The sequence below is a fragment of the Kitasatospora sp. NPDC056783 genome (assembly GCF_042789895.1).
Classification (GTDB): Bacteria; Actinomycetota; Actinomycetes; order Streptomycetales; family Streptomycetaceae; genus Kitasatospora.
Genome location: NZ_JBHUAF010000162.1, coordinates 1 through 17,881 on the forward strand (window position 1 = coordinate 1; position 17,881 = coordinate 17,881).

The following is a 17,881-nucleotide window of genomic DNA, read 5'->3' on the forward strand; positions in this document are numbered from 1 at the left end:
ACGCCGAACGGCGCGGCCCCCGGCGGCCGTGGCACCGCCACGGCATTCGGCGCGCCTGACGCCGCCGTCACCCCGGCCGTGGCACCGCCGTCACCCCGGCCGTGGCACTGCCATCGCCCCGGCCGTGGCACCGCCATCGCCCCGGCGGCCGTGAGACCGCCGCAGCACCCGTACGAAGGAGCACCCGATGACCCACCACGAAACCCCCGCCGCCCCGTTGGCCGCGCTCGTCCGGGCGGTGCGCCACCCCGTCACCCGCTGCCTGATCGCCTGCCTGGCCGGCGCCGTCGCGGCGGCCGCCGCCGAACCGGCCCGGGGGAGCGCCGCCGACCGCGGCTGTCCGGGGCGCTGAGCGCCGCGCGTCCTGACCCGTTCCCTGGAGGGGGCCTTGACGCCTCCTCCCCCCTGATGCCCCCCTGACATCTCCGCCCGACGTTTCCCCCCGACGCCTCCTCTTGACGCGCCCCCCGACCCCTCCCCTTGATCCGTCACCCCGGAGCCGGACATGACCACCCGACGCGCGCAGGGCGTGCTCGCGACCGCCGCCTACGGCACCCTGCTGGTCCTCGTCGCGTACACCGTGCCGATGACCACCCTCGCCCCGACCGCGGCCGCCCTGCACGCCGGTCCCACCGCCCAGACCTGGGTGCTCACCGGCGCCCTGGTCGGACTCTCCGCCCTGCTGCTCACCGCCGGCAGCATCGCCGACGACCGCGGCCGCAAGCAGGTCTTCGCCGCGGGCGCGCTGCTGCTCGCCCTCTCCAGCGCCGCCGCCGCGGCCGCCCCCGCGACGGGCTTCTTCCTCGCCGCCCGGGTCGTCCAGGGCGCCGCCTCGGCCGCCGTCCTCGCGCCTAGCCTCGGCCTGATCGGCGAGGCCTACCCGGGCGGCCCCGCCCGGGTGCGGGCGCTCGGCGTCTGGGGCGCGGCGGTGGGCCTGGGCATCGCGGTCGGCCCGGTGTACGCGGCGCTGGCGGAGCGCTGGCTCGGCTGGCGCGCCGTCTACTGGGGGATCGCACTGCTCGCCGCCTCCCTGCTCGCGCTCGCCACCACCGTGCTGGAGGAGTCCCGCAGCGCCGCCCGCCGGCGCGTCGACACCCCCGGGGTGCTCACCCTCGGCACCGGCACCGCCGCCCTGATCGCCGGGCTCGCCGAGGGCCGCTACGGCTGGACGGAGCCGGTGGTGCTCGCCCTGCTGGCCGCCGGGGTGGTGCTGCTCGCCGCCTTCGCCGCGGTCGAGGCGCGCTGCGCCGACCCCATGCTGGACCTGCGGCTGTTCCGCGAACCGGGCTTCGTCGCCGCGACCGGCGGGGCGTTGTTCACCGGGCTCGCCGTGGTCGGCCTGATGAGCTGCCTGCCCGCCGCCCTGCAACGGGTGCTCGGGGTGTCGGCGCTGGCGGCCGGGGGAGTGCTCACCATCTGGTCCGGCCTGTCGGTGGTCGCGGCGTTGCAGGCCCGCCGGCTGGCCGGCCGGATCGGCGCCACCACCCAGCTGACCGTCGCCCTCCTGGTCTGCGGCGTCGGCGAACTCGCCCTGGTCGGACTGCGCCCGGGGGACTCCTGGCTGCGGCTGGCCCCGGGGCTGGCGGTGGCCGGAGTCGGCAGCGGGGTGCTGAACGCGGCGCTCGGCCGCCTCGCCGTCACCAGCGTGCCGGCCGACCGCGCCGCGATGGGCTCGGGCGCCAACAACACCGCCCGGTACCTGGGTTCGTCCCTCGGCGTGGCGGTCACCGTCACCCTGATGGGCCTCGGCCGCGCCGCCACCCCGCGCGCCGCCGCCGACGGCGCGGACCACGCGGTGCTGGCCGCCACCGTGCTGTGCGTGCTCGGCGCGGCCGGCGCGCTGGCCCTCCGGGCGGTGCAGCGCCGGCGCGCCGGCGGCACCGGTCAGTCCGACAGCTCCCACAGCAGCCGGTAGTACGCGATCCGCTCCGGGGCGGGCTCGACCCCGTAGGCCTCCAGCAGCGGCTCCTCCCACCCCGGGCCGTAGTTCCACCGGGTGCTCCAGGTGGCGGCCGCGAGGTCGGCCCAGCGGTCGGCGACGCCGAGGGTGCCGAGGTCGACGTGTCCGGTGCAGGAACCGTCCTCACCGACCAGGGTGTTGGGAGCGCACGCGTCGCCGTGGCAGACCACCAGCCGGTCGACGGGCGGGATGCCGGCGAGCACGTCGAGCGCGTGCTCGACGGTGCCGGAGTGCGGAAGGTCCTCGGGCCAGTCCACCGGGTCGATCAGGCCCGCCGCCGCCCGTGACCGCGCGTTGTCCAGCCGGCTCTCCGCCGACCAGTCGAACGGGCAGTCGGCGACGGGCAGCGCGTCATGGAACTTCCGCAGCCCGGCGCCGATCGCGCGCACGGCGGTGGCGGGGTCGCGCTTCCAGCGGTCGTCCACCGCCGTACGTCCGGGCAGGCCGCGGGTGACGATCCAGGAGCCCTCTTCGTCCGAGCCCTCGCCGAGTACCCGCGGCACCACGGTGTACGTCGCCGCCCACCGCAGGCGCGCGACCTCGGCGGCGAGGTCGATGCCGCTGCCGGCGGGCGTCCACTTCACGAACCGGCGGGTGTCGCCCGAGCCGATCCGGAAGGTCAGCCCGCCGAGCTCGTTCCGCCACACGGCCCGGACGGGTTGCCCGGCGGCGAGTTCGGTGACGACGGGCGGAGGTTCGACGGGTCCGTGCGGCGCGGCGGCGATCATCCGCCCATTCTCACCAGGCGGTGGCCGGCCGGCCACCCCGGCCGTGATCGTGACCCCATCGGCCGTCGGGAGCATCGGGACAGCCCGTACACTCCGCTGATGATCGAGATCCTCGACCACCCGGACGTGCTGGCCCTGCCCCAACTCGACCTCGCGACCATCGCGATGAACGGCGTGGCCCTGGGGGCGCCGGCTACCGACGTTCCGCGCCGGAGCATCGTCGAGGCCCACTCCTCCGTCGTCGCCCGGCAGGGCCACGGGGATGGCACCGGCATGAGGTACTACGACGCCGACGGACAGCCGCTGACCCTCGACGAGGTCGTCGACCATGCTGTCCGGTCGGACGGGGGCCTGTACTGCGCCGACAAGCTCAGCTACAAGATTCGAGCAGGGGCGGTCGTCGGCTTCGCGATCTACGGCCCGCACCTGTCCCACTTCGCCCACCTGGCGTCCTACGAGGACTTCCTGGCCGCGTTCGGCAGTCCTGACCGGGTGGACGAGATCGAGGCGTACGGCGACCTCATGGGCTATGACACCTACTACTGGGGTGCGCGGAAGCATGTGAAGTGGGACGACTGGGAGCATCGGGTGAGCCTGATCAACTTCGGCTCCTTCCCAGGGAACACGGGCCCGTGACCGGAGGCGCCGGATCCGGACCGTGTCCGAGCGGCCTGAGGTGGCCGCCGCGCGTCACCAGGTGACCGGCAGGCTCCGCAGGCCGAAGACGATGTCGTTGTGCTTGTAGGCGGACGGCGCCAACGGCTCCGCCGGCCGCAGCCCCGGCATCCGGCGCAGCAGGGTGTCCAGCGCGACCTGGAGCTCCATCCGGGCCAGTTGCTGGCCGATGCACTGGTGCGGGCCGAAGCCGAACGCCAGGTGGGGGCGGGACGGCCGGCGCAGGTCGATGGTGTCCGGGGCCGGGAACACGCTCTCGTCCCGGTTGCCCGACGGGATCGCGGCGACCACCCAGCTCCCGGCCGCCACCGGGGTGCCGCCGACGGTGACGTCCTCGGTGGCGTACCGCAGCAGGCCGAACTGGATCACCGACAGGTAGCGCAGCAACTCCTCCACGGCGGGGCCGATGGTGTCCGGAGCGGCCCGCAGCGCGGCCGCCCGGTCCGGGTCCGCCGTCAGCACCAGGGCGCTCAGCGCGATCATGTTGGCGGTCGACTCGTGCCCGGCGACCAGCAGCAGGACGCCGAGAGTGGCCAACTCCTCTACGGTCGGCGGTCGTTCGATGGCCTTGCCGCGGGCGATCAGCCGGCTCAGCAGGTCGTCCTGCGGCCGGGCGAGGCGCTGGGTGACCAGCTCGCCGAGGTAGTCCTCCAGCCGCCGGGTGGCCGCGTCGCGGGTGGCCTCGTCGGCCTCGAAGCCGATCAGCACCTCGCTGTCGCGCTGGAAGGCGTCGTGGTCGGCGTAGGGCACGCCGAGCAGTTCGCAGATCAGCTGGGAGGGGATCGGCAGCGCGAAGTCCCGGACCAGGTCGGCGCCCGGCCCGGCGGCGAGCATCGCGTCGATGTGCCGGTCGGTGATCCGCTGGACGGCCGGCCGCAGGGCGGCCAGCCGTCGCACGGTGAACTCGCCGATCAGCAGCCGTCGTAGCCGTGTGTGCTCCTCGCCGTCCAGCTGGATCATCGAGCCCGGGGGCGGGTCCGCCCGGTCGTAGGAGGGCAGCATGTGCATCGAGCCGGCGCCCCGGGAGCTCAGCCGCGGATCGGCGAGCACGGCCCGGATGTCCTCGTAGCGGCTGACCAGCCAGGCGTCCATTCCGGCCGGACAACGCACCGGCGACACGGGCGCGCGGGCGCGCAGCCGGGCGTAGCTCGCGTCGGGGTCGAAGGGGCGGTCGTCGGGCCGGGTGACCGGGAACGGGGGTATGGCGGACGCAGGGTCAAGGCCGGGTTTCGTCATGGGGGACGGCTCCAGGGTGGCGGGCGGAGGTCGCTTCGGGGCGAGGCGTACGGGGCCGGGCCCCGGTGGGGGCGGTCGCGGGTTCGGGTGCGGCGGATCGCCCGCGCGGTCGCCCGCGTGGCCGGCTGAAGCGGCGGACCGCCGGGCGCTCGACCACCGTGTAGAGGACCGCCGCCAGGACGAGGCTGATCGCGACGGTGAGCAGGATGTGCGTCAGCCTGGTCGCCGGGGAGGCGATCGGGGTCTGGCTCGTGGCGTGGGCGCCGTCGATCGGGCCGTACTGGATGACGAGGTAGTGCACGAGGTAGAGGGCGAACGAGACCTCGCCGAGCCACACCATGACCCGGCCGCTGAAGGGCGTACGGGCGGCGCGGACGTCGGCGGCGGCGCCCGCCGCGATCACCAGGGCGAGCGCGAACGCGGTCGGCCCGGCGCAGAGGTGGAAGATGCCGGGCAGCCGGGACTGGAGGACGACGAACGCGATCGTGAGGAGGAAGGCGGGCGCCATGCCGAGGCGGATCCACCTACCGGACAGGACGATCCGGGCCGTCAGGATGCCGAGGACGAATTCGAGCATCCTGGTGAAGGGCAGGCTGTAGGCGAACCAGGACCGGAACTGCGCCACCTCCGGGTCCCAGGAGGTGGCCGGGTGCGCCGGCAGCAGCTGGGCGACGAACGGGACGGCGACGACCGCGAGGGCGGTGCCGATCGTCCACGACCAGAGCCGGGACGGCGGGATGCGCGCGATGACGCGGATGAGCCAGGGGAACGCGAAGTAGAAGACCAACTCGCAACCGAGCGTCCAGCTCGGCACGTTGATCCCGGTCAGCCCGCCGAGGGCGTCGAAGTTCGGAATCCACGGCTCGACCAGGAACAGCGGCGGAAGCGTGTTGATCACCATGATCGGAACGCCCGCGACGGCCATCAGCACGACGGTGGCGGCGAAGGTGGTGAGGTGGTTCGGGAAGATCTTCACCAGACGCCGGCGCCAGAACAGCACGGCGGTGTCGCGGGGGTCGTGGACCCAGGTGAGGATGAAGCCGCTGAGGATGAAGAAGAAGGCGACCCCGACCGGCCCGAGGGTGGTGGAGAGGTAGGGGAGGCCGGGGTGGATCGAACCGAAGAACTGGCCGGTCAAGTGGGATACGAGGACGGCGAATGCCGCGATGAACCGCATACCGGTCAGGGACGGCAGGCGGCTCGGACGAGCGGACGGTGCTGGCGTCTGCATGGCCGCTTCCCTGTCCGGGGGTTGGGATGTCGGACCACTATCGGCGGGCCCGGCCGGAGCGGTCAAACGGGAACTGTCGATGTTGTGGATCGTTGGAGGAGGTGCTGTGCGCGTGAGAAGTCGGGCGGGCCGACTTCTCACGCCATCAGGACTGGGCGGCCTGGAACAGGGCCGTGGCTTCCTGGATCTCCAGGACGGCGGCGGCGAAGTCCTCGGGGCCGCCACCCCACGGGTCGGTGATGCCCGAGCCGAGAATCCTCCCCGGCCGGCCGGGGCCGGCTAAGGCTTCGACGGCGAGCGCGGTTTCGTCGTCGACCGCGATCAAGTCGTCGGCCCAGACGAGGAGTTCCTCGTCCAGGAGCCGGCCGCGGTGAGCTGTCAGGTCGTAGCCGAAGGCGGCGGCGGCCTCGATCATCAGCGGGTGGGCGGGCTTGCCCACGTGCCAGTCGCGGGTACCGGCCGAGCGGACGTCGAGCGCGCCCCGGGAGCGTTCGGCGAGGACCAGGGCGGCGATCGGGGAACGGCAGTGATTGCCCTTGCAGACCACCAGGACCCGCCTGCGCCTACTCATCGGGGTTCACCCGCTCGATCTCGAACGTGATCACGCCCAGGGCTTCCTTCTCCGGGGGGAAGATCGCGTGGATGGCGCGCAACTGTTCGGCCTCGGTCGCGTGAGGGTTGACGGCCTTCACATCCTCGGTGCCGAACATCTCCTTGAAAGTCCGGTACGTACCGATGCGCAGCACCCGGGTCAGGCAGTGCTCGCCGCGGCAGGTGAAGTTGAGGAGATCCCCGACCCTGATTCGCTTCATGGAGGCGTAGGCGACGCGGACTTCGACGGTCTTGGAGCCGTCGGCGATGAGGTCGAAGTACTGCTGGTAGATCTGGATGCCGCGGGGGCGGCCGTGGGCCTGGGACTGGTTCCTGGCAGGCTGGCGGGTGGTCATCAGGGTTTCCAATGCGGTTGTGGTGTAGGACCGGTAGAAGTGCCTCGGGTTGCTGAGCATCAGCTCGGCTGCGCCTGTGAGCGCTTCGACGTAGTCCGCTTGCGTTCCGGGCCAGGCAGCGGGGTCGAGCAGCCAATCCGTCGCGTCTCCGGAGCTGGCAGTCGCGGTCAGGAGGCTCTTGGAGAGCTTCCCGCCGTCGCTGCCGAGGACTTGGGGGGTGAAGACGCGCAGCGGCACCGGCGCGGTCGGGGCCCCGATCGCGGCGTGGGCGCCGTCCACCAGCTGGCAGCCGAAGACCCAGTCGCCGCCCTTCACCATCACGTGCAAGGTGCCGTCGCCGGGATGGTAGGAGCGTTCCTTGACCACGTTCCGATACAGGGTGGAGAGATCGAGGTATCCGCCGCCGAGCGGAGTGATGTCCGCTTCGTAGCGGCCGTGCTCGTGGCACATCGCTTCGAACAGTGCGCCGGAGCCGTCCAGTTCGAGCAGCCGCGTGTGGTCCGCGTGCTTCTGGGACCACCCGCACACCGGGCAGGGCAGCCGGATGTGCGCCGTGCCGCTGGCCGGGGCCAGCCAGAACCGGATCCGGTCCAGGAAGTCGAGCGTCCGCAGGAACTCGGCCCGGAACTCGGGGGTGTTCTGCTGCTCGGTGTAGGTACTGACCCGGTAGTCGACGCCGGTACGGCTGCTCATCGCGTCCAGGAGCGGGGCGTAGTACTCGTCGACGAGGGCGCGGATGCCGTGGTCGCCGAGCCGGTGGTGATAGGTGAGTTGATACTTGCGACCGTCCCGGGTGATCGTCTCCGCCGGGGCGTTGTCCAGCGCCGCGAAGTCCACGGCCGCATCGATCCCGAACTCATCCCTCGCGCGCTCCGCGACCAGGAACGACAGCGACTGCACCAGGTGCGTGCCGATGTGCGGACGCCCGTTGAGCTGCGTCCCCACGGTGAACTCGATCCGTTCCGTGCCCGCTTCGAGGAGGCGGGGTCGGAGCACGTCCAGGGCGTCGTCAACGGCGTTGGCGAGAACGGTGTTCGGTGACCTGAGGAGGTCGGTGGTGTTCAAGTGGTGCCTCCGCGCTGCTCGTGAGCCGATTGGCGGAGAGCCAGATTAAGGCCTACGGAAGGGGGCGCGGGCGACTATTCCCGTGGGCGACTAAAGACCGCCGAGGAATAGGGAAGACCAGGCTGCCATTCGTTCACAGGCTTGCTCGCCGAAGAGCGCGTGGCCCTCGTACACGGCGAAAGCATTCCGGTAGACTTGAATGTCCCGTCGGTCTCGGAGGATGACGATCCCGGTTTCCGTCTCGACCGTGGCAAGGCTGTTGTCGTACACCGTGAAGGTGTTCAACGGGCTCTCCGGGATGTACTTTCCGAGCGGGATCACTCCGAGGCGAACGTTCGGAAGTCTGGACACTGAAATGAGCCGGTCGATCTGCATCACCATGGCCCGAGGGGGGATCATCGCCCAGCGGACCGCCTGCTCGGTGAGCAGGAAAGTGAACGTCTTCGAATCGTCGTAGATGACGGTCTGACGCTCAAGTTTCTTCGCTATCGCCTTGGTGGTGTCCCCTGGTACGTGGGCGAGGCTTGCCCGGATGTACTCCGGTGTGGCAAGCAGGGTGTTCAGCATGGAGAGCAGGAAGTAGCGGATCTCGGTGGACGACTGGTCGAGCGCCGCAAGCTCGGCCTGCTTCTTCTCCAGGCCCTTCCGTCTGAGGGCCCGGACGTCCTGCCACTCCGTGTTCGCCACCCGGGCCAGGTCAAGGATCCGCTGTGCCAGTTCGGCCGGCACTTCGAGGGCCCGCAGGATCAACTCGACGTCCACCAGGGACGGAATGGTCCTGCCGGTCTCGATCTTGCTGATCTTCGATTGCGTCATGCCGCAACGCCGAGCAAGCCGGTCCCCAGCGAGGCCGGCTTGAACCCGTATTTCTCTCAGTGCGTGTGCCAGGTCACTCTTGCTGTGGCCAAGCTCTTCGGGGTCTATCGCCACCCGTGCTCTTTCGCGTAGTCCGCGAACGGCACGGACTCAGCCACTGCGATTCGCTGCCATTCTCGGTACTGCTCCACGTCGCCTTCGACGAGCACGCGGTCGATCTGTGTGCCGTCCGACTCATAGTTCATCAGGACCACGGTGGAGTCGTCGAAGGTCCAGAAGTCCTGATTTGGGAGTCCGGGGTTCGACCGGTCGGTCAGGTCGAGAATCCGAATGTCCTCGCCGGCCTTGGCATGCGGCTCGTAGTACATGAACTCGTACCGCAGGTAGTCGCTCAGCGGCCGGGTGACGATGTGGACTCGCTGAACCGTGCGACCGGCGGCGGTGTGGGCCTTGAGCCTGTCCGTCCAGCCGGACGTGTACGTGTCCGGGTCGATCCGGTTCCCGTTCAGGAATTCCTCGATCTCCTCGGCCTCTCCCGCGACCTTGTACGCGGGCAGGGTTTCAAGCCGGAATGCGGACCGCGCGAATCCGTGCAGAACCCTCTGCCAGTCGTCACCATCCAAGAGCACGGACAGCCTCCTTCACCACGTCCTCGGGCAGTTCCACGGCGTTTTCGCGGGTCGGGACGGTCAGGTCCGCGTAGCGGTCGCCCTGGAAGACGCGGGTGCCCCGGTCGGTGACGTACACGTTCGGGCAATCGCCGTCCTTGCAGTCACCGGTGTCGCCTCCGGTGAGCCGTCGGTGAGCCATGGTCAACCCCCTCCAAGCCGGTCCTCGGGTGGACCGACTGACCGAAACGGTAGGGAAGGCACGGACGGTCTGTCCATGCGGTCCGGGCGCTATTCCCGTCCTGGACTAAGGATCTTGTAATCCGCGAAGGGCACGGCGTGGGCGAGGGCGATGTCCCGGTATCGGCGGTACTCGTCCAGCCGGCCGTCCGACAGCAACTCGGCACCGATGAACTGTCCGGCGTCCGTGTAGTGCATCCGGTAGACCTCGGCGTCATCGAAGAGCCAGAAGTCGTGATCCGGGAGGCCGGCCACCTTCTGGTGGGTCGTGTCGAGGATGCCGATGGTCTCCCCGGCCTTGATGTTTCCGGGGTACGAGGCCATCTCGTAGCGCAGGTAGTCCGTCAGCGGCGAGCTGAGCACGTGCACTCTGCCCACCTGCTTGCCACGGTCCGTCATGGAACGGACCCATGGGCTGTCAGAGCACGTCGCGGGCAGTCCCTTTCCGGCGAGGAAGTCGGCGAACTCCTCGCGCTCCGCGTCCACGTCGTACTCGGCGAGTGTCTCCAGTCGGAACGCCGTCCGCTCGAAGGTCTGGAACAGCCGGCCGAAGTCTTCACCCTTGAGCATGGGCATCATGCGCTCCCTTGTGCCGCCAGCGGTCGTTGTCAGGGCTTGATGCTTCCGGGGCGGACAGGCCGTGGTCAAGAACGCGATCTTCCGAGATGGGTAGCGTCGAAGGGGCGTTGGGGCGTGGCAGGCTTGCGCGAGAAGTCGGCTGAGTCGACTTCTCGCGCAGACCGGTTCAGACGGTGGGGAGTTCGCCGGTCTTGACCGCGGCGATGAAGGATGTCCACGCACCGGCGGGGAAGGTGAGCGCCGGCCCGTCGGGGTCCTTGGAGTCTCGGACGGGGACGATGCCGGGGAAGCCGTCGGCGACCTCGACGCAGTTGCCCTGGGCAGTGCTGAACGTGCTCTTCCGCCACGTGGCGCGGTTCACATCCACGGTCGGATCGGTCTTCATCAGTCAAGTTCCTTTGCGATTTGCGTGATGAGGCGTCGCGACGGCCCGAAGTCGAGCGCTGCCGCTCGGAGTCGATCAAATGCCTGGGAGTACGTGGCGACGTCGTCATCCCGTTCGAGGTAGAGGCTACTCGCCAGGCCATCGGTGTACACCACGTCGAGGTCGCCCCGAACGGGGAATTCGAGAATCACGAACGGCCCATGGACTCCGGGATGGGCTCCGGCGGCGAACGGTACGACTTGCAGGAGCACGTGGGGTTCCCTGGAGGCGGCAACGAGCTGGTGGAGCTGTTTTGCCATCACGCTGGCGCCGCCCACCGACCGCCGGAGTGCGGCTTCGTCGATGATCGCCCAGAGCTTGAGCGGATCCTCGCGTCGCAGCGTCGCATTTTGCCGAGCCAGGCGCACATCGACCAGCGCGTTGACCTCATCGGGCTTGGCATCGGACTCAATCTGCCGGATCACCGCTCGTGCGTAGTCGGCGGTCTGGAGCAGTCCGGGGATCAGCGACGACTCGAAGTTCCGGATGGACACCGCCTCCGCCTCGAAGCTGATGAACGAGGCGTAGTGCTTCGAGATGACATCGGAGTAGGGCTGCCACCAGACCCTGCGCTTGCCTTCGCGCGCGAGCGCCGCGAGTGCCTCGCGGGTCTCCGGATCGCTGACCTCGTAGACGTCGAGCAGTATCTCGACCTCGTTCGCCTTCACACCATGGCGGCCGTTCTCCAGGCGGCTGACCTTGGACTGATGCCAGCCGAGTCGGGCGGCCACGTCATCGACTTTGAGGTTGAGCCCCTCCCTGATCCTCCGTAGTTCCGCCCCCAGCATCCGGCGGCGCACGGTCGGTGTTGCGGCCACGCTCCGGTCTCCCCTCGTCGCGCTCTGTCGTCGCTCCACAGTCTGGCGTGACGGAAGTGGTTTCGTCACATCAGATCCCAAAAAACATATGTACGTTGCTGGGTTCCGTTGTACAAAGCCACCGCCAGGGGTCACACTTACGCCGTGTGGCGAACGTCACCACACAGCGTGATCCTGGCGGATCTTCGCTCGGGCATTCCCATGCCTCTCGCCGCTCTTCGGATCGCGATCCTTCCCATGACTCCCGGAGGGCCTTGCCATGCCTGAAATGCCGGAGAAGCCGTCCACCCCCGCGAGCGAGAGCTCGTGGTGGCTGCCCAAGCGTCATGAGTCCGCCGGTGTCGCCCGGCGGGTGCTGCGCGCCTTCCTCGCCGGTCGCCCCGGCGGCGAACAGTTCCTCGACAGCGGCGAGTTGGTGCTCGGCGAGCTCGTCGCCAACTCCGTGCTCCACGCCAAGACCCCGCCGGGCCGCCTGATCCTCGTCCGGCTCGACCTGCGCGCCGACTCCCTGCGCATCGAGGTGCACGACGCCGACGGCAGCCGTCCCCGCGCCCCGCGTTCCGCCGCCGAGTCCGAGGAGACCGGGCGCGGGCTCCTCCTCGTCTCCCGCCTCGCCTCCGACTGGGGCTGCCGCCCCCGCGCGAGCGGCATCGGCAAGGCGATGTGGGCGCTCATCGGCGCGGAGGGCGCGAAGTGAGCGTCGAACTCCCCTTCCCCATCAAGGCCGAGATCAAGGGCGTCACGAAGGCCGCCACCTTCACCCGCCTCGCCGACGCCCTCGACGCCATCCGCGCCACCGTCGCCCGCCTCCCGCTGGACGACGACCAGGCCCACTACCTCGCCGACTACTTCAGCGAGGAATCCGCCCCCCGAATCGCCGATCAGCTGGTCGAGTTCGGCGCGGTGCGCGCGATCGCCTACATCGGCATCGAGACCGCCCACCCCATCTACCTGCGCGTGACGGGGCCCGAGTGACCGCCTGCCGGGCCTGGGCCCGCATCGAGACGTGGTGGTGTCTCGGCGCCCAGTTCTCCCGTCCGATCCGCGCCCTGAGCCTCCGTCGTCAGGCCGCCCACATCGAGATGCGACTCTGGGTCGCCGTCCCCGGCAACCCGGAGGCTCTCCTCCGCACGGTGCGTCGGCGCGCCGCCGGCCATCCGTCCAGCTGAAGACAAGAGGTGCCGGGCGATCCGCCATGGGATCGCCCGGCATTCGGCCGCGCCTCAGTGCTGGTGGTCGTCCGAGCCCTCGGTCTGCCCGGCGGCGGACGCGGCGGACGCGGCGGACGCGGCGGCCGGGGCCACGGCGCCGTCCGTGGTCACGGTGAAGGCGGCGGTGCGCACGGTGTCCTGGTGCTTGAAGTCCAGGAAGAGCCGGTAGCTGCCGCCGCTCGGGGCGGTGGTGGTGAAGCCGATCTCCGGGCCCGGGGTGGTGGTGTCCGGGTGGACGTGCAGGTAGGCGAGGTCGCCGGCGCGCAGCGCGACCAGGTGGCCGTACGCGCCCAGGTAGGGCTGGAGGTCGGTGACCGGCTTGCCGTCCTTGCTGACGCTCAGGGTGAGCCGGCCGCTGCGCCCGGGGGTGAGGTCTCCGCCGAGGGTGACGGTGTAGCCGTCGACGGTGACGGTCCGGCCGGTCTCCGGCAGCGGGGCGGGCCGCAGGTCGCCGGCGGCGTGCAGGTCGGCGCCGAGGGTGAGGCCCTCGCTCGCCCCGGTCGGGGTGAAGTCCGCGAAGACCCGGTACTCCCCGGCGGCGGGGACGGCGGTCGGGGCGCTCCAGGTGCCGTCGGCGGCCAGCGTCGGGTGCAGGTGCTGGAAGGTGGAGAGGTCGCGCGGGGCGACGATCAGGTGCAGTTCCTTCTCGTGCTGCTGCTGGTAGGCGGTGACCGGCTTGCCGTCGGTGCCGAGGATGCGGAAGCGCAGGTCGGTGGGGGAGCCGGCGGTGACGAAGGGGTTCTCGACGCTGAGCGTGTAGCCGCGCTCGGAGACCTGGAGCCCACCGGGCAGGTGCTCGGCGGGGGCGCCGGCTCCGGACTCCTCGGTGTGGCCCGCGTGCTCCGAACCCTGGCCCGCGCCCGTGGCGTTGTGCCCCGCGCCCGTGGCGTTGTGCCCGCCGTGCGCGGCGGTGGCGGGCTGGGGGGCGGGGCCGTTGCCGGTGGCGTGGCCGACGCCGAGGGCGAGGCCGAAGGCGGCGGCGAGTCCGGCGCCGAAGGCGGTGATGCGCAGCGGGGTGTTCATGGCGGTCTCCTGGAACGTCCGGGGCGAGCGGCGGAAAGGGGTGGGGCGGCGGGAGGGGTGGTCAGGCCCGCATGAGCCGGGCGATGGCCTGCGAGGCCTCGGCGACCTTGGCGTCCGCCTCGGCGCCGCCGCCCGCGATGGCGTCCTGGACGCAGTGGGCGAGGTGGCTGTCGAGCAGGTTCAGGGCGACGGACTGGAGGGCCTTGGTGGCGGCCGAGACCTGCGTCAGCGTGTCGATGCAGTAGGTGTCGGCGTCGACCATGCGCTGGAGGCCGCGGATCTGGCCCTCGACGCGGCGCAGTCGGCGCAGGAGCTGGTCCTTGTCGTTGCGGTAGCCGGCCATGCGGCCCTCCTCAGGATTCCGGCGGGGAGTACGGGAGTGCGGGGAGAGTGCGGGGAGCGGTCGGCGGGGCGGTGCGCCCCGTGGCTCGACACCCATGAGTGAATACCCCATGGGGGTATCAAGTCAAGCGGGTCACCGCAGGATTCCCGTCCGGGCGCCCGCCCTGAAAAAATACCTGCCGGGGGTATCGCTCAGGGCTTGCCCTCGATACCCCTCAGGGGTATAAATGAACTCGGCACCGCCCGATACCCCTCCTGGGTATGAGGGCCCGGCCACCGAAACTACCGCAGGAACGCACCGCCGCACGACCGCAAGGCCCCCTGTACGACCGGTCCGGCCGGCAGGACGAACTGTCACGAGGAGCGACGATGACTACGCAGGCACCCGCCTCCGCGGAGGTGGAACTCTCGATCGGCGGAATGACGTGCGCGACGTGCGCCGCCCGCATCGAGAAGAAGCTCAACCGGATGGACGGGGTCACGGCCAGCGTCAACTACGCCACCGAGAAGGCGAAGGTCTCCTTCGAGGGCGACGTCGAGGTCGCCGACCTGATCGCCACCGTCGAGGCCACCGGCTACACCGCCGCGCTCCCCAAGCCCCCGGCCGCCGAGGGCGCGGGCGGCGAGCAGGCCGAGCCGGCCGACTCGCTGGCCCCGCTGCGCCAGCGGCTGTTCACGGCGGTGGCCCTCGCGGTGCCGGTGATCGCGATGGCGATGGTGCCGGCCCTCCAGTTCGACAACTGGCAGTGGCTGTCGCTGACCCTCGCCGCCCCGGTCGTCACCTACGCCGCGTGGCCGTTCCACCGGGCCGCGTTCACCAACGCCCGGCACGGCGCCGCGACCATGGACACCCTGGTCTCGCTCGGCACCATCGCCGCGTTCCTCTGGTCGCTGTGGGCGCTGTTCTTCGGCGACGCGGGGATGCCGGGCATGCGCCACGGCTTCGAGCTCACCATCGCCCGCAGCGACGGCTCGTCCAACATCTACCTGGAGGCGGCGGCCGGCGTCACCGCCTTCATCCTGGCCGGCCGCTACTTCGAGGCCCGCTCCAAGCGCACCGCCGGCGCCGCCCTCAAGGCGCTGCTCGAACTCGGCGCCAAGGACGTGACGGTGCTGCGCGGCGGCGCCGAGGTGCTGATCCCGATCGCGGACCTCGCGGTGGGCGACCGCTTCGTGGTCCGGCCGGGCGAGAAGATCGCCACCGACGGCACCGTGGTCGAGGGCGCCTCGGCCGTGGACGCCTCGATGCTGACCGGCGAGTCCGTGCCGGTCGAGGTCGGGGTCGGCGACGGCGTCACCGGCGCCACCGTCAACGCGGGCGGCCGGCTGGTCGTCGAGGCCACCCGGGTCGGCGCGGACACCCAGCTGTCCCGGATGGCCAAGCTGGTCGAGGACGCGCAGAACGGCAAGGCCGCCGCGCAGCGCCTCGCCGACCGGATCTCCGCGGTCTTCGTGCCGATCGTGATCACCCTCGCGGTGGCCACCCTCGGCTACTGGCTGGGCACCGGCGAGGGCTGGACCGCGGCCTTCACCGCGGCGGTCGCCGTGCTGATCATCGCCTGCCCCTGCGCCCTCGGCCTGGCCACCCCGACCGCGCTGCTGGTCGGCACCGGCCGTGGCGCCCAGCTCGGCGTCCTGATCAAGGGTCCGGAGGTCCTGGAGTCCACCCGCAAGGTCGACACCATCGTCCTGGACAAGACCGGCACCGTCACCAGCGGCCAGATGACGCTGCTCGCCGTCCACGCCACGGCCGGCGTCACCGAGGCCGAGGTGCTGCGGCTGGCCGGAGCCCTGGAGCACGCCTCCGAGCACCCGATCGCCCGGGCGATCGCCAACGCCGCCGCCAAGGCCGGCGAACTGCCCGCCGTCGAGGGCTTCGAGAACGTCCCGGGCCTGGGCGTCCAGGGCGTGGTGGACGGCCACGCCGTGGTGGCCGGCCGGGAGGCCCTGCTGAACCAGTGGTCGCAGTACCTGCCCGAGGCGCTGGCCGAGGCCAAGCGCACCGCCGAGTCGGCCGGCCGCACCGCGATCGCGGTCGGCTGGGACGGCGAGGCGCGGGCCGTGCTGGAGGTCGCCGACGCGGTCAAGCCGACCAGCGCCGAGGCTATCGGCAAGCTGCGGGCCCTGGGCCTGACCCCGGTGCTGCTGACCGGTGACAACCGGGCGGCGGCCGAGGCCGTCGCCGCCGAGGTCGGCATCGCCGCGGCGGACGTGATCGCCGAGGTGCTCCCCGAGGACAAGGTCGACACCGTCAAGCGGCTCCAGGCCGAGGGCAAGGTCGTGGCGATGGTCGGCGACGGCGTCAACGACGCGGCCGCGCTCGCCCAGGCCGACCTGGGCCTGGCGATGGGCACCGGCACCGACGCCGCCATCGAGGCGGGCGACCTGACCCTGGTCCGCGGCGACCTGCGCTCGGCGGCCGACGCCATCCGGCTCTCCCGCCGCACCCTCGCCACCATCAAGAGCAACCTGTTCTGGGCCTTCGGCTACAACGTGGCGGCGATCCCGCTGGCCGCCGCCGGACTGCTCGATCCGGTGATCGCCGGCGCCGCGATGGCCTTCTCCTCGGTCTTCGTGGTCACCAACAGCCTGCGGCTGCGCCGCTTCCGACCGGCCTGAGCCGGTCCGGGCCCGCCTGAGCCCGCACGCACGAGGGCCCCGGACCGGCACCGGTCCGGGGCCCTCGCCGCGAAGCGGCGCGGCGCCTCAACGCCCCAGCAGTTCCCCGCCGTTGCAGTGCAGGATCTCGCCGGTGATGAACCCGGCCTCGGGCGAGGCCAGGAAGTGCACCGCCGCCGCGACCTCGCCGGACTCGCCGATCCGCCCGAGCAGCGTGCGGGCCGCCCGCCGGGAGACCTCGGCCTCGTCCAGCCGGGGCCCGAAGAACTCGGTGCCCGCGACCGTGCCCGGCGCGACGATGTTGGCGGTGATCCCCGAGGTGCCCAACTGGGCGGCCAGGAAGTGGTTCCAGGCGTGCAGCGAGGCCTTCGCCGCGCCGTACGAACCGGCCCCGCGCAGGGCGGCGATGGAGCTGACGGTGACCACCCGGCCGGAGCCCGGGGCGAGCCGGTCGCGAACCGACTCGGTGAGCAGCACCACGGTCAGCACGTTGCGCTCGAAGTCGCCGCGCCAGCGTGCCAGCAGGGCGTGCGGCCCGCCGCCGACCACGGTTTCCCGGCTGCCGGCGTTGTTGACCAGGACGTCGATCCGTTCGGGCAGCCGGGGGAGCGCGGCTTCGACGGCGTCCGGGTCGGCGAGGTCGCACACCAACGGGGTGACCTGCGGCCCGAGGCCGGCCGCGGCCTTCTCCAGGACCTCTCGGCGTCGGCCCACGATCACCACGTGGTCGCCGGCCTCGACGAACCGCCGCGTGACTTCGTACCCGATTCCCGTGCCACCGCCGGTGACGACGACGTTCCTGGCCATCTGCCCACTCCCTCCCCAGTTCCGCCGTCGCGCTGCGAATGTGCGCGACGGTCCGTACCGGAATGCCACGATTCCTATCACGCTCGGTTGCCGTGACTGCGGGGAGGGTGACGTCCCGCCGGAGTGAACGTGTGATATGAGCGCGGTACGACGCGCACACGGAGCGTGGCGAGAGGCAGCTCACACCCCCCGGGCGTAACTTCTCGCACCCTGATACGTCTTAGGTTGGTAGTGCGGCAGTTTTTCCGGTGGGCTGGGACACGCTGAACGGCAATGTGTCCCCGCGCTTCCACCGGGCTGTCGCCGACGGGGCTCCGGCGGGCCCCGGGAACGGTCGTCGTCCTCGACGGCCTTCGCGCACGACGCCGGGGTTCCGGCGGGCCGGGGACGCTTTGAGCGGCCGTCCCTGACTGCGGCCGACCCCGGAGTCGTGCGCCGTGCGGTTCCGTCCCCGCACGGGCCCCTCGGGGCTCGTCACCGGGACGCGCAGGGGCCCGGCCGCGCGCCCGCGGCCGGGCCCCGCTCACCTTGCGCGCGGGGCGGGGAGCGGGG

General features: G+C 71.4%; 21 protein-coding genes. 7 read left to right on the forward strand and 14 right to left on the reverse strand.

From position 1 onward, the window contains the following. Positions 1 to 187: 187 nt before the first annotated feature. Complete coding sequence (locus tag ACFRMQ_RS22560; protein ID WP_380732341.1) at positions 188 to 352, forward strand: hypothetical protein; 165 nt, start codon at positions 188 to 190, stop codon at positions 350 to 352. 153 nt (positions 353 to 505) lie between these two features. Then, complete coding sequence (locus tag ACFRMQ_RS22565; RefSeq protein WP_380732343.1) at positions 506 to 1,915, forward strand: MFS transporter; 1,410 nt, start codon at positions 506 to 508, stop codon at positions 1,913 to 1,915. Here the strand turns inward: ACFRMQ_RS22565 and ACFRMQ_RS22570 are convergent. Then, positions 1,885 to 2,688 carry an aminoglycoside 3'-phosphotransferase gene (locus ACFRMQ_RS22570; RefSeq protein WP_380732345.1) on the reverse strand — a complete coding sequence of 268 codons (804 nt, stop codon included), beginning with the start codon at positions 2,686 to 2,688 and terminating at the stop codon, positions 1,885 to 1,887. The two genes, ACFRMQ_RS22565 and ACFRMQ_RS22570, sit on opposite strands and share 31 nt — an antisense overlap. 99 nt (positions 2,689 to 2,787) lie before the next feature. Here ACFRMQ_RS22570 and ACFRMQ_RS22575 point away from each other — a divergent pair, with 99 nt between their 5' ends. Then, positions 2,788 to 3,324 (forward strand): hypothetical protein, encoded by a 537-nt coding sequence (locus tag ACFRMQ_RS22575; RefSeq protein ID WP_380732347.1) that lies wholly within the window; start codon positions 2,788 to 2,790, stop codon positions 3,322 to 3,324. Between the two features lie 54 nt (positions 3,325 to 3,378). Here ACFRMQ_RS22575 and ACFRMQ_RS22580 read toward each other — a convergent pair whose 3' ends face one another. The 10 genes from ACFRMQ_RS22580 to ACFRMQ_RS22625 form a co-directional block, all read right to left on the reverse strand. Beyond that, on the reverse strand, positions 3,379 to 4,599 hold the full coding sequence (locus ACFRMQ_RS22580; protein WP_380732348.1) for a cytochrome P450: 1,221 nt from the start codon (positions 4,597 to 4,599) through the stop codon (positions 3,379 to 3,381). After that, the gene (locus ACFRMQ_RS22585) at positions 4,580 to 5,830 is read right to left on the reverse strand and encodes an acyltransferase family protein (protein WP_380732350.1); all 1,251 of its coding nucleotides are present in this window, start codon (positions 5,828 to 5,830) and stop codon (positions 4,580 to 4,582) included. The genes ACFRMQ_RS22580 and ACFRMQ_RS22585 overlap by 20 nt, the downstream gene beginning before the upstream one ends. Positions 5,831 to 5,975: 145 nt before the next feature. After that, positions 5,976 to 6,401 (reverse strand): low molecular weight phosphotyrosine protein phosphatase, encoded by a 426-nt coding sequence (locus tag ACFRMQ_RS22590; protein ID WP_380732351.1) that lies wholly within the window; start codon positions 6,399 to 6,401, stop codon positions 5,976 to 5,978. Then, positions 6,394 to 7,842 carry an ASCH domain-containing protein gene (locus ACFRMQ_RS22595; protein ID WP_380732352.1) on the reverse strand — a complete coding sequence of 483 codons (1,449 nt, stop codon included), beginning with the start codon at positions 7,840 to 7,842 and terminating at the stop codon, positions 6,394 to 6,396. Before ACFRMQ_RS22595 ends, ACFRMQ_RS22590 begins: the two co-directional genes overlap by 8 nt. 90 nt (positions 7,843 to 7,932) lie before the next feature. After that, positions 7,933 to 8,772 (reverse strand): helix-turn-helix domain-containing protein, encoded by an 840-nt coding sequence (locus ACFRMQ_RS22600; protein WP_380732353.1) that lies wholly within the window; start codon positions 8,770 to 8,772, stop codon positions 7,933 to 7,935. Next, on the reverse strand, positions 8,763 to 9,287 hold the full coding sequence (locus ACFRMQ_RS22605; protein ID WP_380732354.1) for a DUF6879 family protein: 525 nt from the start codon (positions 9,285 to 9,287) through the stop codon (positions 8,763 to 8,765). Before ACFRMQ_RS22605 ends, ACFRMQ_RS22600 begins: the two co-directional genes overlap by 10 nt. Further along, positions 9,271 to 9,468: a hypothetical protein gene (locus ACFRMQ_RS22610; protein WP_380732355.1), complete on the reverse strand. Its 198-nt coding sequence runs from the start codon at positions 9,466 to 9,468 to the stop codon at positions 9,271 to 9,273. The genes ACFRMQ_RS22605 and ACFRMQ_RS22610 overlap by 17 nt, the downstream gene beginning before the upstream one ends. An 89-nt stretch (positions 9,469 to 9,557) precedes the next feature. Further along, the gene (locus ACFRMQ_RS22615; protein WP_380732356.1) at positions 9,558 to 10,076 is read right to left on the reverse strand and encodes a DUF6879 family protein; all 519 of its coding nucleotides are present in this window, start codon (positions 10,074 to 10,076) and stop codon (positions 9,558 to 9,560) included. Positions 10,077 to 10,251: 175 nt separating this feature from the next. After that, on the reverse strand, positions 10,252 to 10,470 hold the full coding sequence (locus tag ACFRMQ_RS22620; RefSeq protein WP_380732357.1) for a DUF397 domain-containing protein: 219 nt from the start codon (positions 10,468 to 10,470) through the stop codon (positions 10,252 to 10,254). Next, positions 10,470 to 11,327, reverse strand: a complete 858-nt coding sequence (locus tag ACFRMQ_RS22625; protein ID WP_380732358.1) for a helix-turn-helix domain-containing protein — start codon at positions 11,325 to 11,327, stop codon at positions 10,470 to 10,472. The genes ACFRMQ_RS22620 and ACFRMQ_RS22625 overlap by 1 nt, the downstream gene beginning before the upstream one ends. A gap of 259 nt (positions 11,328 to 11,586) precedes the next feature. Between ACFRMQ_RS22625 and ACFRMQ_RS22630 the strand changes: the two genes are divergently transcribed. Genes ACFRMQ_RS22630 through ACFRMQ_RS22640 form a run of 3 tightly spaced genes read left to right on the forward strand, consistent with a single transcriptional unit; the run spans position 11,587 to position 12,496 of the window. Continuing rightward, entirely contained in the window at positions 11,587 to 12,024 is a 438-nt protein-coding gene (locus ACFRMQ_RS22630) for an ATP-binding protein (RefSeq protein ID WP_380732359.1), read from the forward strand. Continuing rightward, positions 12,021 to 12,302, forward strand: a complete 282-nt coding sequence (locus ACFRMQ_RS22635) for a hypothetical protein (RefSeq protein WP_380732360.1) — start codon at positions 12,021 to 12,023, stop codon at positions 12,300 to 12,302. Before ACFRMQ_RS22630 ends, ACFRMQ_RS22635 begins: the two co-directional genes overlap by 4 nt. Next, positions 12,299 to 12,496 (forward strand): hypothetical protein, encoded by a 198-nt coding sequence (locus ACFRMQ_RS22640; RefSeq protein WP_380732361.1) that lies wholly within the window; start codon positions 12,299 to 12,301, stop codon positions 12,494 to 12,496. Before ACFRMQ_RS22635 ends, ACFRMQ_RS22640 begins: the two co-directional genes overlap by 4 nt. A gap of 54 nt (positions 12,497 to 12,550) precedes the next feature. Here ACFRMQ_RS22640 and ACFRMQ_RS22645 read toward each other — a convergent pair whose 3' ends face one another. Together ACFRMQ_RS22645 and ACFRMQ_RS22650 are read right to left on the reverse strand one after the other, a co-directional pair. Then, positions 12,551 to 13,561 carry a hypothetical protein gene (locus tag ACFRMQ_RS22645; RefSeq protein WP_380732362.1) on the reverse strand — a complete coding sequence of 337 codons (1,011 nt, stop codon included), beginning with the start codon at positions 13,559 to 13,561 and terminating at the stop codon, positions 12,551 to 12,553. 61 nt (positions 13,562 to 13,622) lie between these two features. Beyond that, positions 13,623 to 14,015, reverse strand: coding sequence for a metal-sensitive transcriptional regulator (locus tag ACFRMQ_RS22650; RefSeq protein ID WP_380732363.1), 393 nt, complete (start codon positions 14,013 to 14,015; stop codon positions 13,623 to 13,625). 257 nt (positions 14,016 to 14,272) lie between these two features. Between ACFRMQ_RS22650 and ACFRMQ_RS22655 the strand changes: the two genes are divergently transcribed. Beyond that, positions 14,273 to 16,522 (forward strand): heavy metal translocating P-type ATPase, encoded by a 2,250-nt coding sequence (locus ACFRMQ_RS22655; protein WP_380732364.1) that lies wholly within the window; start codon positions 14,273 to 14,275, stop codon positions 16,520 to 16,522. An 87-nt stretch (positions 16,523 to 16,609) separates the two neighbouring features. Here ACFRMQ_RS22655 and ACFRMQ_RS22660 read toward each other — a convergent pair whose 3' ends face one another. Beyond that, positions 16,610 to 17,329 (reverse strand): SDR family NAD(P)-dependent oxidoreductase, encoded by a 720-nt coding sequence (locus ACFRMQ_RS22660; protein WP_380732365.1) that lies wholly within the window; start codon positions 17,327 to 17,329, stop codon positions 16,610 to 16,612. Positions 17,330 to 17,881 lie beyond the last annotated feature (552 nt).